This window comes from Xylophilus ampelinus (genome assembly GCF_003217575.1).
Taxonomy (GTDB): Bacteria; Pseudomonadota; Gammaproteobacteria; order Burkholderiales; family Burkholderiaceae_C; genus Xylophilus; species Xylophilus ampelinus.
Genome location: NZ_QJTC01000014.1, coordinates 1 through 12,938, shown reverse-complemented (window position 1 = coordinate 12,938; position 12,938 = coordinate 1). Strand labels below are relative to the sequence as shown.

Annotated in this window: 11 protein-coding genes and 1 pseudogene; 4 read left to right on the top strand and 8 right to left on the bottom strand. The window is 66.6% G+C overall.

The features are described from left to right. Window positions 1-44: 44 nt before the first annotated feature. Window positions 45-491, bottom strand: a complete 447-nt coding sequence (locus DFQ15_RS10265; RefSeq protein WP_110465898.1) for a PACE efflux transporter — start codon at window positions 489-491, stop codon at window positions 45-47. A gap of 113 nt (window positions 492-604) precedes the next feature. On the opposite strand from DFQ15_RS10265, the pseudogene DFQ15_RS10260 reads away from it, so the two are divergent. Further along, a pseudogene (locus tag DFQ15_RS10260) lies at window positions 605-1,511 on the top strand (LysR family transcriptional regulator). On the opposite strand, the gene DFQ15_RS10255 reads toward DFQ15_RS10260, so the two are convergent. From DFQ15_RS10255 to DFQ15_RS10235, 5 genes are read right to left on the bottom strand one after another with little or no spacing between them, the layout of a single operon-like run. After that, window positions 1,508-2,521, bottom strand: coding sequence for a Csu type fimbrial protein (locus DFQ15_RS10255; RefSeq protein ID WP_110465897.1), 1,014 nt, complete (start codon window positions 2,519-2,521; stop codon window positions 1,508-1,510). The pseudogene DFQ15_RS10260 and the gene DFQ15_RS10255 overlap by 4 nt on opposite strands. After that, window positions 2,521-4,932: a fimbria/pilus outer membrane usher protein gene (locus DFQ15_RS10250; protein WP_158529047.1), complete on the bottom strand. Its 2,412-nt coding sequence runs from the start codon at window positions 4,930-4,932 to the stop codon at window positions 2,521-2,523. Before DFQ15_RS10250 ends, DFQ15_RS10255 begins: the two co-directional genes overlap by 1 nt. 10 nt (window positions 4,933-4,942) lie before the next feature. Beyond that, window positions 4,943-5,821: a fimbrial biogenesis chaperone gene (locus DFQ15_RS10245; RefSeq protein WP_110465895.1), complete on the bottom strand. Its 879-nt coding sequence runs from the start codon at window positions 5,819-5,821 to the stop codon at window positions 4,943-4,945. A 7-nt stretch (window positions 5,822-5,828) separates the two neighbouring features. Further along, window positions 5,829-6,467 (bottom strand): Csu type fimbrial protein, encoded by a 639-nt coding sequence (locus DFQ15_RS10240; RefSeq protein WP_110465894.1) that lies wholly within the window; start codon window positions 6,465-6,467, stop codon window positions 5,829-5,831. A 3-nt stretch (window positions 6,468-6,470) separates the two neighbouring features. Continuing rightward, on the bottom strand, window positions 6,471-7,016 hold the full coding sequence (locus tag DFQ15_RS10235; protein ID WP_110465893.1) for a Csu type fimbrial protein: 546 nt from the start codon (window positions 7,014-7,016) through the stop codon (window positions 6,471-6,473). Window positions 7,017-7,394: 378 nt separating this feature from the next. Here DFQ15_RS10235 and DFQ15_RS10230 point away from each other — a divergent pair, with 378 nt between their 5' ends. Beyond that, window positions 7,395-8,699: an MFS transporter gene (locus DFQ15_RS10230; RefSeq protein ID WP_110465892.1), complete on the top strand. Its 1,305-nt coding sequence runs from the start codon at window positions 7,395-7,397 to the stop codon at window positions 8,697-8,699. A 217-nt stretch (window positions 8,700-8,916) separates the two neighbouring features. Here DFQ15_RS10230 and DFQ15_RS10225 read toward each other — a convergent pair whose 3' ends face one another. Then, window positions 8,917-9,345 (bottom strand): very short patch repair endonuclease, encoded by a 429-nt coding sequence (locus DFQ15_RS10225; RefSeq protein WP_110465891.1) that lies wholly within the window; start codon window positions 9,343-9,345, stop codon window positions 8,917-8,919. A 193-nt stretch (window positions 9,346-9,538) separates the two neighbouring features. Here DFQ15_RS10225 and DFQ15_RS10220 point away from each other — a divergent pair, with 193 nt between their 5' ends. Further along, a complete protein-coding gene (locus tag DFQ15_RS10220) occupies window positions 9,539-10,735 on the top strand; it encodes a DUF262 domain-containing protein (RefSeq protein ID WP_110465890.1) in 1,197 nt (398 codons plus the stop codon). Beyond that, window positions 10,732-11,490, top strand: a complete 759-nt coding sequence (locus tag DFQ15_RS10215; protein ID WP_110465889.1) for an MAE_28990/MAE_18760 family HEPN-like nuclease — start codon at window positions 10,732-10,734, stop codon at window positions 11,488-11,490. The genes DFQ15_RS10220 and DFQ15_RS10215 overlap by 4 nt, the downstream gene beginning before the upstream one ends. On the opposite strand, the gene DFQ15_RS10210 is transcribed toward DFQ15_RS10215, so the two are convergent. After that, a complete protein-coding gene (locus tag DFQ15_RS10210; protein ID WP_110465888.1) occupies window positions 11,445-12,539 on the bottom strand; it encodes a DNA cytosine methyltransferase in 1,095 nt (364 codons plus the stop codon). The genes DFQ15_RS10215 and DFQ15_RS10210 overlap by 46 nt on opposite strands. Window positions 12,540-12,938 lie beyond the last annotated feature (399 nt).

The window sequence follows — 12,938 nt, the reverse complement described above, 5'->3', positions numbered from 1 at the left end:
CCATGATCCGGAGGCCGACGCCGCGATCGGAGGGCGCCGCAGGCTCAGGCCGCGCGGGGTGTCGGGCCACCGCCCGCGGCCGAGGCCGGCAGGCCGAAGGCCCGGTCGAACGCCCAGTTGAAGACGAAGGTGTAGACCAGGAAGAACGCCACCAGCCCCAGGTCCATCACCAGCGCGTCCCACAGGCTCACCTCGAACCACCAGGCCATCAGCGGCACCAGGAACGCGACCAGCCCGCCCTCGAAGCCGATGGCGTGCGCCACCCGGCGGCCCAGGCCGCGGCCGCGCACCGCCTGGCGGGCCTCCCAGCGCTCGAACATCCAGTTGAAGCACAGGTTCCAGACGATGGCGATGGCCGATGCCGCCACCGCCACCGCGCCCGCATGCGCCACGCCCCGCCCCGACATGAAGGCCAGCCCGGCACTGGCCACCACGATGGCGATGCCCTCGTAGAGGCCGACGTAGACGACGCGGCGCTGGAAGCCCTGCATGGCGATTTCTCCTGGGTTCTTCGGCCCGCAAAGCCGGACCGCCCGGGCACTTTATATTCGCGCGGCTGATACAAAAATCAGCTTGTGTCAGTTCTTTTGAAAGGTGGCGGCGCATGGCCTTCACGACCGAGACGGTGCAGGTTTTCTTGGCGGTGCTCGACAGCGGCTCCTTCTCGGCCGCGGCGCGGCGGCTGGGCCGGGTGCCGTCGGCGGTCAGCATGACCATCGGCCACCTGGAGGCCGAACTGGGCCTGCCGCTGTTCGACCGCGCCGGCCGCGCGTGCGCTGGAGCCGCAGGCGCGTCTGCTGGCCGCCCAATTGCGCCAACTGCATGCGCAGGCGCTGGCACTCACCCAGGGGCTGGAGAGCCGGCTGACGCTGGCGATCGCGCCCGAGCTGCTGTCGGCCCGCTGGATCGGCCCGCTGCAGACGCTGGCGCAGGACTACCCGCTGCTGGAGGTGGAGGTGCTGGCCGCGCCGCAGGCCGACGCGCTGCGGCTGCTGCACGCGGGCGCCGCGCAGCTGGCCCTGGTCTTCGAGCGGCCCAGCCTCGACGGCCGCGAGGGTTTCCAGGAGGTGAGCAGCGAATCGCTGGTGGCGGTGATGGCGCCGCAGCACCCGCTGCTGGCGGGCGGCGGCCCGCCGGGCGGCCTGCGCGAGGTGCACCTGACGACCACCCGCCAGATCGTGGTGACCAGCCGCGACGTGACCGAGATGGACCCGCGCTTCGTCTTCGCCCGCCACTGCTGGCGCACCGACAACCCGGTGGCGGCCCTGGGTTTGATCGGCGCCGGCCTGGGCTGGGGCTGGCTGCCGCGCAGCTTCGTCGCGCCGCATCTGGCGGCGGGCAGCCTGCGGGTGCTGGAGATGGTCAACCTGACCAACGGGCTCGACCTGTGGGTGGACGTGGTCTGGTCGAAGGAGCGGCCGCTGGGGCTGGCCGCGCGGCGATTCGTGGAGCTGATCGGGGTACCGCCGTCGGCGACGGATCCGGGCACCGGCGCGGCCCATCCGCGCTAGAACTGCACGTCTACCACCACGTTGTCCGCATAGTCGCCCACCGGCGGCGCGGGCTGGTCGGGGTAGACGCGGGCGGTGTAGGGGATGGTCTGGACGTTGAGGCCGTCGGCCAGGGCCGCGGCGCTGCGGGTGCCGGCCGCGGTGCCCCAGACGCTGTTGTCGGACCTGAAGATGTCGTAGGCCAGCCGGTTGCCGCCCGCGGCCATTTGCCGCCGGCCGCCCGCCGGGTAGGTGCCGGGACCCAGGCCGACGGTGTAGAGCATGTTGCGGGTGCAGGTGAGCCGGATCGCCTGCGACAGCGCCGGAAAGCCGCTCGGCAGCGGCGCGGTGCCGAAGGCCAGGTTGGGCGCGGCGATGGCGCAGTCGTTGGTGACGGTCAGGCTGATCCGCAGCGAACGGTTGAGGGTGCCGCTGGCCAGCGGCGCGGCCACCACCAGCGGCACGAGCTGCGCCGCACAGAGGCCGGCGACACTGACCAGGGCTTGGCAGAGGTTGGTGTAGGCCCATTGCACCGTCAGCACGTCTTCGTAGGTGCCGGCGGGCACGTTGGCGGTGCCGGTGGTGGCGATGTTGATCGGCAACGTGGCCCGGCCGCCGGTGAAGAAGCCCACCGCGGTGGTGCCCGAAAGGTCGATCGCCAGCAGGCCGTCGCTGTAGACGCCGCCGTTGCCGCCGGTGAGCTGGTAGGGGATGGTGAAGCCGCTCACCGGATCCTTCAGCAGCCGGCCCTGGGCGGTGCCGACGATGGTGGCGCGGAGCGTGGGCGTGGCGCTCAGCACGGCCAGCATCACGCCCGGGCAGTCGAGTTGGAAGTTGCCCTGGCCGGTCACCGCCGGCCCGGCGACCACCCGCTGCGAGGGCACGCCGCCCAGCCCGCCGCCCGTCTCGGCAGCGGTGCAGGCGGCCGCGGCCGTGTCGGCGCCGGTGGCCAGCGCCAGCAGGCCCAGGCCGCGCAGCAGCCGGACCGCGGTGCGGCGCACCGCCGGGTAAGCGCCCGCCATCGTGCCCATCACCGCGCACCTCCCGCGGCGGCATCCGCCGCGCCCTGCACCCGCGGCCGGCACGCCACCTGCCGCAGCCCCGCCTCGTCGTACATCCGGGCCGAGAAGCCGGCCAGGCAGAGCGGCCCGTTCTGCGGCCGGGCGAGCAGCGTGTTCTGCGGCTGCATCTTGCTCAGGAAGACCACGCCGTCCCAGCCCACCAGGGTGTCGGTTCCGGTCTCGGCATGTCGCACCGGCGTGCCCACCGGCAGCGGCACGCCAAGCGCGTCGACCAGCGCGATGGTGGCCGAGCGCAGCGTCTGCACCGGGATCTCGACCAGCGCGCCCATGCCGCCGCGCACGGCCACCTGACGCTCGGTGATCGGCGCGAAGCGGTCGGCCGGCAGGTCGAGCAAATCGAGTTCGTAGCGGCCGCTGCGGTAGGCGGGCACCTGCGGCACCAGCAGGTAGCCCTGCGCGTCGGTGCGGCCGATGAGCTGCTGCTCGAAGCGCACCGGCACGTCGGGCACGCCGCCGGTGGAGACCAGCGCGAAGCCGTCGCCGATGCGGTTGGCGGCGAAGGCGTGGCCGTCCATCAGGCCCAGCGAGCCGGAAGCGCCGGCCCAGCGTGCGGTCTGGTCGCCGGTGCCGTAGACGCCGCCCTGCACCAGCGCCAGGTCGTTGCGGTACTGCACCGCGGCGGCGCGGTAGCGTTCGGCGCTGTCGCCGCCGAGCGATTGGGTGATGTTCCAGCCGAAGCCGCCGTCCGACGGCACCGCATCCTGGTAGGTGGCCTGGGCGCGGGTGCTGTCGTTGCCGCGCACCGCCGCGGTGGAGACGCTGGCCCGGGAATCGAGCATGTAGGTGAGCTGCAGCCGCACCTGGGTGTCGCCGGTCTCCACCGTGCGGCCGGCGGTCATCGACAGGTAGACCCGGTCGCTCAGCGGCCGGCTGTAGCTGGCGTAGGCGAGCCGGGTGCGGCCGCCGGCGATGCCGCCCTGCAGATCGACCCAGCCGGCGCCGAGCGAGCCGCGGCCGACGGGCAGGCTGCCCGAGAGCTGGCGGGTGCGCCGCTGCAGCCGGAAACCGTCGTCGGCATATGTGCTGGCGTCGCCGTAGGCGGCGGTGCGGCCGATCTGCTGCAGCGACACACTGCCGACAGTGCCGGTGTACTGGTAGCCGGCGCTGTACTGCCAGCCGCCCCGGCCGGCATCGGGGTTGCCGTTGGCGAATGCGGGCAGCACACCCGGCCCGCCCGCATCGGCCCGGCCCCGGCTCAGCGATGCGTTCAGGGTGCCCAGCAGCCCGGCCTTCACCAGCCCGCCGATGCCCGCCACCGCCAGCCCGCGGCCCACCTGGGCCTGCGCCTCGACGGTGAGGCCGTCGTTCCAGCCCTGCCGCACCACGCCGCTGGCCACGGCCCGGCCGTAGCCGACGCTGCGCAGGCCGTAGCCGCGCCGCAGCGCGCCGGCCGAGAACGAATAGTCGACCAGGCCCGGGCGCAGCAGCTGCTGGCTGACGTAGAAGGGCAGCGCGGTGAGCACTTGGCGGCCCAACGCATCGGTGGCGACCACGGTGGCGGTGCCGGCGCCGTTGACGATCGGCAGCTCGCCCAGGCTGAACGGCCCGGCCTCCACCGGCCGGGCAGCTGCGCGGTAGCCGTTGACGAACAGGTCCACCGCCGAGGGCACCGCCGCCTGCCCGGCGAACTGCGGCAGCGGGTAGGTGACCAGGTCGGGCCGGATGCCGAAGTTGCGCGACCACTGCACCCCGCCGAGCCGCACCGCGCTGGTCCAGGGCAGCGCGCCGGTGACCACGTCGCCCACGACGCGCTGGCTGGCGTCGTCGGGGTCGACCCGGGTCCAGCGGGTGTCGTAGCGCAGGTAGCCGTCGGCGGTGCCGTCGCGGGTGCTGCGGTAGAGGCCGGTGTTCGACAGTGAGCCCAGCCGTCCGAAGACGCGCTGCTCGGTCCAGAGCGAGCGCAGGCTGCTGCCGCGCGAGGTGGCGGTATAGGCGTCGTAGTTCAGCAGCAGGCCGGCTCCGTCGGCCAGTTCGGCGCGGCGCAGGTGGGGCGGCGTGTCGAAGGCCTGCAGCGGCAGCCAGTCGGTCGGCACGGTGATCAGCAGGCGCTGGCCCAGGCCGTCGTACTCGGTGGCGACACCCGGCAGGCCGTCGACCGCCAGGCGGCTGCCGGCCGGGCGGCTGTTCCGCACGTGCAGCCGGCGCAGCAGCTCGGCCTCGATCTCGTAGTGGTGGCCGCGCTGCGTCACCGGCACCACCTCGCCGCTGGCGCGCCCGTTGACGACCAGCTCCAGGTAGAGCGGCACCGGCTCGGCACCGGTGTCCGGCAGCGGCACCAGCGTGTCGGCCGCCAGCAGCCGCGGCAGGCACAGGCACAGCACCAGTGCGGGAAGGCGTCGCGCATGGAAGGGTGCCCGCACCGCCCGGGGCTCAGTCGGCCCCATGCGGCAGCGCCAGGGTGCGGCCGTTGACCGTCGCCTGCAGCCCATGGCCGGGCGGCGGCTCCTTCTCCAGCGGCCACTGCATCCGCTGGCCGGACAGCACGTAGCCGAGCAGGCCGGCGTTCACCGCCACCGGCGGCCGGCCGTCGGCCACCCAGTCGACCAGGGTGATCCGGCCGTGGGCGGTGCCGCGGTTGCGGATCGCCAGCGCCGGCCGGCCGGCGGCGGTGCGCACCACCCGGTAGTCGAGCTTCGGCTCCAGCACCTGCGACGGCGCTGCGGTTCGGCGGGCGCCGGCGCCGGTGCTGGGCAGGGGCTTGTCGGGGCGCGCGTCGGGGCCGTAGAGGAAGAGCGGCACCGAGTAGCGCATCTGCAGGTTCACCGCAGCGCCGGCCGGGGCGGCGGCCGCTGTCTGCGCGGCCACGGCGCCGTCGGCTGCCGGTGCCGAGGCGGGCAGCGGCGGCGACGCGGTGCCGGGCAGCTCGTCCACCACCACCCGGAAGGCCTGCTCGGCGCCCGGCGGCGCGGGGCGGGTGGCGATCAGCCGCACCATCTGCCGCCGGCGCGGCGGGATGCTGCTGATCGGCGGGCTGGCGATCACCTGCTGCTGCGCCGCCAGCACGTCCTCGCCCTGCGGCTGCTCCCAACCGAAGACGCGCACCTGCATCGCGATCGGCTGGTCGCCCTGGTTCTCGATCCACAGCGCCACCGCCTGCGGCTCGCCCACGATGACCGGATCGACCGGCCAGATCATGATCGGCGAGACGGCTCCGGAACGGCCGCCGGCCAGTCCCAGCAGCAGCGCGGCGGCGCCCCGGCGCAGCGCCGATGCGGCGCGTCCGGGAAGCGGGTGTGCCGGAGCGCTCATGCCGGGCCTACCAAGAGAGCGTGACACGCACCGTGTCGGTGTAGGTGCCCGCTACCGCGCCGGCGCCGGGCAAGGTCACCATGCCCATCACCGGCAGCGCGGTGGGCGACGCGCCGAGCACCACGCCCAAAGGCGATCCCGGTACCAACGGCCGGTTGCCGCCGGTGGTCATGAAGAGCGCATAGGGCAGGTAGACGCCGTTGCCGTTGTGGAGCCGGCGCTGCATGCCGCTGGCATTGAGCCCCGCGTCGACCGTCACCTGCATCGTGATGCCCGGCGTACACTGCACCAGCGACTGGTCGGCGGTGCTGAACAGCGGCACGCTCACAGTGCCCGACTGCATCGCCGAATGCAGCCCGAAATCCAGCCGCCCGATCTGCAGCCCGCTCAACTGCGCCGGGTTGGACGCCACCTGGCAGCCGGGCGCGATGGTGGCGCCCACGGCGAAGGTGGCGGTGGTGGGTACCTGCACCGCCGCGACGGCATGCAGCGCCAGGGCCAGCGACGCGATGCACAGCAGCGGCGTCGCTCCTCCCCCCGTGCGCCGCGCCGCGCATCGTGCCGCCAGGGGTTCGCCGGGGAGAGGTGCCGCCACATGGTGGAAATCCTGCTGCAGCCGGGATGCGGGTTCCGGTGCGCCGGCCATAGGCTAGAAAGTCAGGGTGACGATGACCGTGTCGACGTAGGTGCCCGAGGGCAACGCCGACGCGCTGGTCTTGTTGACCAGGCCGTAGATGGGCAGGTTGAAGGCCGACCCGGCGGCCGGAATCGTCACGCCCAGCGGCTGGCCGATCGCGTAGGTGGCGGTGTGGCCCGCGTCCTGGTAGATCTCGTAGGGCACGAAGGCGCTGCCGTTGCTCATCGCCCTGCTGCCCGGCCCGATGGCGGTGCCGGAGCCGGCATGGCCGCCGCCGTTGACCGTGATCGTCAGGCCCGATACTTCGGGCGAGCAGAGCACCTGGGTGACGCCCGAGCCACCGCTGCCGCCGGTCACCGTGGCCGCGATCTGCCCGAGGAAGGTGGAGGGCTGCGAGCCGAAATCGAGCGTTCCCAGGTTGACGTTGTTGCTCGCCCCGGTAACGCCGTTGACGATCAGGCAGCCGGTGCTGAGCGTGATGGTGGAGACCAGCTCGCCCGTCAGCGTCGCGGCCGGGCTGCCGCCCGCGGCCAGCAGGCCCAGGGCCGCGGCGGCCATCGCGCAATGCCGCCTCCGATGAGAAAAACGGTACATGCCGGACGCGGATCGAAGGGCTCTCATAGCGGTCTCCTACGATGAACTGCTCACCCCGGAGCACTTGTCCCCGGACATTTAAAAATGGGTAGATATTGCCATTTTTATTGCCCGGGTACAACATGTTCGACATGGTTCCAAAGCCGATACCAAGCGGCGGAATCGCCGCTTTTCCGGGCACTGCCGACAGCGGGACGGTGGCATGCCGCATGCCTATGCATACGGACATATGGCAGCACCACGGTGTCGTGGCACCCCTGTCTCCAGGCATGATCCGACATCGCCTCCGGCGTGCGTGCGCTTTTCCGCGCGCAGCCCCCCCCCAACTCCGAGCGAAATCCCATGCAAACAAACGCTGCTTCCCGGAAAAAGAGCATCCTCGCGGCCGTCATCGGCAATGCTCTGGAGTGGTACGACTTCTTGGCCTTCGCCTTCATGACGCCGATCGTGGCCAAGCTGTTCTTCCCGAGCAACCCGGCCGATCCCGACAACAACATCAACCAGATCCTGCTGACCACCGCCGTCTTCGGGGTGGGCTTCTTCATGCGGCCGGTGGGTGGCATCGTGCTGGGCCTCTACGGCGACCGCAAGGGCCGCAAGGCCGCGATGGTGATGGTCACCGGCCTGATGGCGGTGGCGATCGCGCTGATCACCCTGGCCCCCACCTACGCGGCGGTCGGCATCCTGGCGCCGCTCTTCATCGTGCTGGCGCGGCTGCTGCAGGGCTTCGCCGCCGGCGGCGAGTTCGGGACCTCCACCGCGCTGCTGATCGAGATGGCACCGCCCGGCCGGCGCGGCTTCTACGGCTCCTGGCAGATGACCGGCCAGATGGTCGCCCTGCTGCTGGGGGCGGCCGCCGGCACGCTGATCACCGAAATCTTCACCCAAGAGCAGCTGATGGCCTGGGCCTGGCGCCTGCCCTTCGCCTTCGGCCTGCTGATCGTGCCGGTGGCGATCTACATCCGCCGCCACGTGGAGGAACCCGAGGCCTTCAAGCAGATGAAGGCCGCCCAGGCGGCCGGCACGGTGCGCCAGGCGACGCTGGGCGAGATGCTGCGCAGCCATCTGCGCGAGACGCTGGTCGGCATGGGCCTGGTGGTGACGCTGACGGTGTCGATCTACATCACCTTCACCTACCTCACCACCTTCAGCACGGTGACGCTGAAGCTGCCGCTGCGCGACACCTTCCTGGTGCAGATGGCCAGCGCCGCCTTCATGATCGTGCTGATGCCGATCATGGGCGCCTGGTCCGACCGCGTCGGCCGCCGGCCGCTGATGATCGGCTCGCTGATCGGCTATCTGCTGGTGCTGTACCCCGCCTACGCCTGGCTGACGGCCGAGCCGTCGATCACCCGGCTGCTGGTGGCGCAGCTGTCGATCTGCGTGTTCGTGTCGGTGTACTTCGGCGTGTTCAGCACCGTCGTCGCCGAACTGTTCCCGGCCAACGTACGTTCGCTCGGCATGTCGATCGCCTACAACATCGCGGTGATGGTGTTCGGCGGTTTCGCGCAGTTCATCGTCACCTGGCTGATCCGCGCGACGGGCTCGCCGATGGCGCCGGCGTACTACGTGATGTTCGGGGTGGGCGTGGGCCTGGTCGCCGCCTTCTTCGTCCGGGACCGCACCCACGACACCACCATCCACTAAAAGGTGTGAGAGAACCTACTGCGCGGCCCGATTGAGCGCCTGCGGTCCTCACCGTACCCAAGTACGGCTCCGGTCCTCGCTGCACACTCGGTGTCGGTTTGCGCTGAGTTGGGAACTGTTTGCGCTTAACTTGGAACTCGCCTGGGCGTCGCTTGACGCTTGGGCTCGCCGCACCAATCGCGGTGCGTAAAGCGGGAATATTGCTATCTCGACTGGTTCACGCAATCTCTTTTGGCACCTCGTGCAGCGCAGCAGCCAAGCGTCCGACTGACACCGATAGCGACGCTGCTTTCAACTCGCATTCCCAGACGGTGAAGACTCGCCAGCCAAGATCGCGTAGAGCCTGCTCCTTGCGAGCGTCGCGAGCGCGGTTGGCCACGATTTTGGGCGCCCAGTAGTCCACGTTGGAACTTGGTACACGGCCTTGGCGGCATTCATGACCGTGCCAAAAGCATCCATGGACAAACACTGCTGCCCTGTGTTTCGGAAAAACCAAGTCCGGCGTACCCGGCAATCGCTTGTCGCCGATGACATAGCGGAACCCTAGCCGATGAAGTGCTTTGCGGAGTGTGACCTCCGGCTTGGTGTCCGCACGCCTCACACGTTTCATGAGTGCGGATCGGTCTTCTGGTGAAAGAGTATCCATGCATCAAGACTACAGCAGATGCCACTGCGGAACCGAATGCGGAAGTGCAACAGTGATCCGCTTCTTGCTGCCCGTGCGGCCATGCAACCAACCGGTTAATATCCGAAGGATCAGTTTCCCAGCAAGCGACATGGAGTCATTTATGTAAATGACTTGATAATTTTTCGACTGATTTTGCACTTTGGGAGAAATTATGGCTGAGGATGAACAACTGCAGTTGGCGGACAGCGAACGTGCAATCTTCGTTGACAAGCAAATTGAAGAGCTGCAGAAGATCACCGATTACGAAATCAAAGAGTGGCCAATCGGTGTTTTGGTTGAGAAATTCACTAACGGTCGAGAAACCGATGAGTCAGAAATTTTTATTCCTGACTATCAGCGCGATATGGTATGGACTCCGAGGCAACAGTCTCGGTTTATTGAGTCAATCCTCATCAAACTGCCGGTGCCATTTATCTTCGCGGCCGATGTCGGGCAAGGTGATAGAGAGGGCGCCTTGGAAATCATTGATGGTTCTCAACGCATTCGAACCTTGGATAATTTCCTTGCCAACAAATTAGAGCTGGTGGGCCTCAAGAAGCTCACTCAGGCCATCGGCATGCGATTTTTCGATCTCAGCAAGCCGCGACAAATGCGATTCAAGCGCACGACTGTACGCGTCATTGAACTCACGGAGAAGGCGGACGAGGATGCTCGTCGTGAGATGTTCGACCGCCTTAATTCAGGAGGAACTCCCCTCACGACTATGGAGGTCCGGCGAGGCGTTGTGGATGGGCCGTTCATGACGTTTGTCACTGAATGTGCCGCCAACGAACAGTTTAAAAAACTTGTTCCTTTAAGCGATCGCAACGCTAAGCGCAAGGAGTACGAGGAATTCGTTTTGCGGTATTTTTCTTATCTCAATAACTATCAGGGCTTTCAGAAAAGTGTGGATGACTTTTTGACCGATTATCTCAAAAGCAAAAACGATAACTTTCTCGATGCGGATAAGGAAGCCATGCATGCTGAGTTTGTCCGCATGCTCGATTTTGTTTCTCAACACTTTCCAAACGGCTTCAAGCGAACTGGTTACAAGACGGTGCCTCGCATTCGCTTCGAAGCTATCGCTGTCGGGGTATCGCTTGCGCTTCGAGAGAATTCGGGCCTCATTCCTGGCGACGTTAGCCAGTGGCTAGATAGCAACGAGTTCATCAAGCACACCCGCTCAGACGCCAGCAATTCACGGCCCAAACTCGTCAACCGTATTCATTACGTGCGGGACAACCTGCTGGGCAAAGCGTTTGTCGAGGATCCTGGCACTGCCGAGGTAGAGGCCAGCGCCAACGCAGATTCGCCGCCGGACCTGCCAGAGGATGAGGCCAGTCCCGCCCAAAAGGGGCTTTTTCAATGAGCCAAGTTCAGCTTACGGATGATCTTCTAAGCCAAAGAAGCATCGAAATAACTGCCTATCTGAACTTCCTGAAGGTGGCAGTTGAGCGGCGTGCTGTGCTCAGCGCAAAAGATGGAGAGCTGCAGCTCGCGCTGACACTTGAGCTCACCCATACCCTAAAGGCCAACCTTGTGCTGCTGCTGTACAGCGCCATGGAAGCCACATTGGTTCAACTGTTGGACGAGATGCACGATGCTATAGGCGCCAACTGCTCCAGTGCCGATGCCCTCAATGCCCAGCTGCTCCGCGTGGTTTTGAGAACCGTCAAAAAGGACGCCAAATCTACAGTGCTGTCATCCGCTTCGCCGCTTCATACGAGCCTGTTCCGGTACTGGATGGACGATTGGAAGAGTCGGACCTCGGGCAAGGATAAGCGCGTTGACGGTATTTCGGGCAGCGTCGATAGCCTAGTTTTTTACGAGCAACTCAAGAAGTTTGGCGTGGTGGCCCAAACCCCCAACGACCGACCGCCTGCGCACTTGACGGACGCAGCTCTTCAGAAGGTCAAAACCAACCGCAACGAGCTTGCCCATGGAGAAAAAAGCTTTACCGACCTAGGCCGAGATCTCTCGGTGCCCACCTTGGAAGTCGACTCCTTGGCAGTGTTCGACACCCTGCGAAAGATCGCCGCTGAAGTCGACGGCTATCTGCAGAGTCGGCGCTACTTGGCTCAGCCGCCGGCTCTTGCGGCGCCAGCGGTGGCTGCCGCAGCATAAAGTGCCCGGGCTACCGCCTCGCCAAGCTTCGGCGGGACAGCATTGCCGATCAGTCTGGCAACCGTTTTGACAGTCACCGCTTCGCCTTCGCGGGCGAAGCGGTAAGTCTCCGGAAAGGACTGAAAAATTGCCGCCTCCCGCAAGGAGATACCCCTGTGTTGCTCCGGATGTCCGAAGCGGCCGTTACCGTAGCCGTTGCACAGAGTTGTCATGGTGGGGGCAGGCTTGTCCCACTCCATGCGGCCGTACACGCCTGAAGAGTGCTTGCCACTCTCGCGCTGGTGGCAAGCTGCTACCAATTGCTGGGGCCAGTCTCGCCAAGTGCCGCCAGGCTTGCTAGCACGAATCCGTGCTCGGTTGAGATCTGACAGCGCCGAGGCAATGTGCAAGGGGTCGGCTTTGCTGGCTTGACCATCCGTGAGTTTCTTGAGGTGGCCAACGGCCTGGCGTACCGTCACCCAGTTGTCGCTACCCTTGTGAGTAGGCTCCGGCACGGCTACCGGACCGAGTCGTGAAGCGACCAGCACCAGCCGCTTGCGCTGTTGCGGTGCGCCGTAGTCCGCTGCGTTCAACACGGCATAGGCCACTTGATACCCGCCCTTCTTCAAGACGCGCAAGAAGTCCTTGAACGGTTGCTCTTGCTGCAGCCGGGGAACGTTCTCCATGGTGACCAAGTCCGGTCGGCTTTCGTCTACCAAGCGGGCGAACTCTCTCAGTAGACGCCATTTGGCTTTATCCACTGTCGCGGTGTTAGCGTAGCTGGAAAAGGGCTGACAGGGGGCGCATCCGGCCAGCAATCGCAAGGCCCCTGGCGACCAGAGCTTGTTCAGCTCCTCGCCGCTGACCGTCGTGATGTCACGCAGCAGGAACTTGGCGCCCTCGTGGTTGGCCTCGTACGGGTACTGGCAGGCCGGGTCGACGTCGATTCCGGCAACCACGCGAACCCCTTGCGCTGCGAGGCCAAACGAAAGACCTCCGGCACCACAAAATAGGTCGACACCTTCAATGCGAGTCAAATCAGGCAAGTTAGAGTTGGATTCTGCGGACATAGCTGCCTCAGATTCTCGCATTTCCATATGGACGCGGCAGCGCCACTACGCTGGACCAATCGAGGGGAGGAAGATGTCGACGTTAGGGTGCTCCGTCAATTTCCATGGAAGTTGGCCCGCAAACAAATGGGGCTGCTGCCCGTTCGGCAGGTTAGAAAGGGTACGAGGGGCCACGCGGGTACAAAACTTCAACGTTGAGCGCTACAGACAACCGATTGTTTAACGTTGGATGAGACAGCGATTCAGGACTTAGTGAGACGGTCGACGCTAAGCTGTTGATTCGGCATGGACCTCTATCTGGGACCTAGTGTGGTGTCTCAAAAATAAGCCGAACTAAGTTGACGAATGGTTATCCATGAGTTTCCAAGTCCAGGAAACTACAAAGATGACCAGATCAGG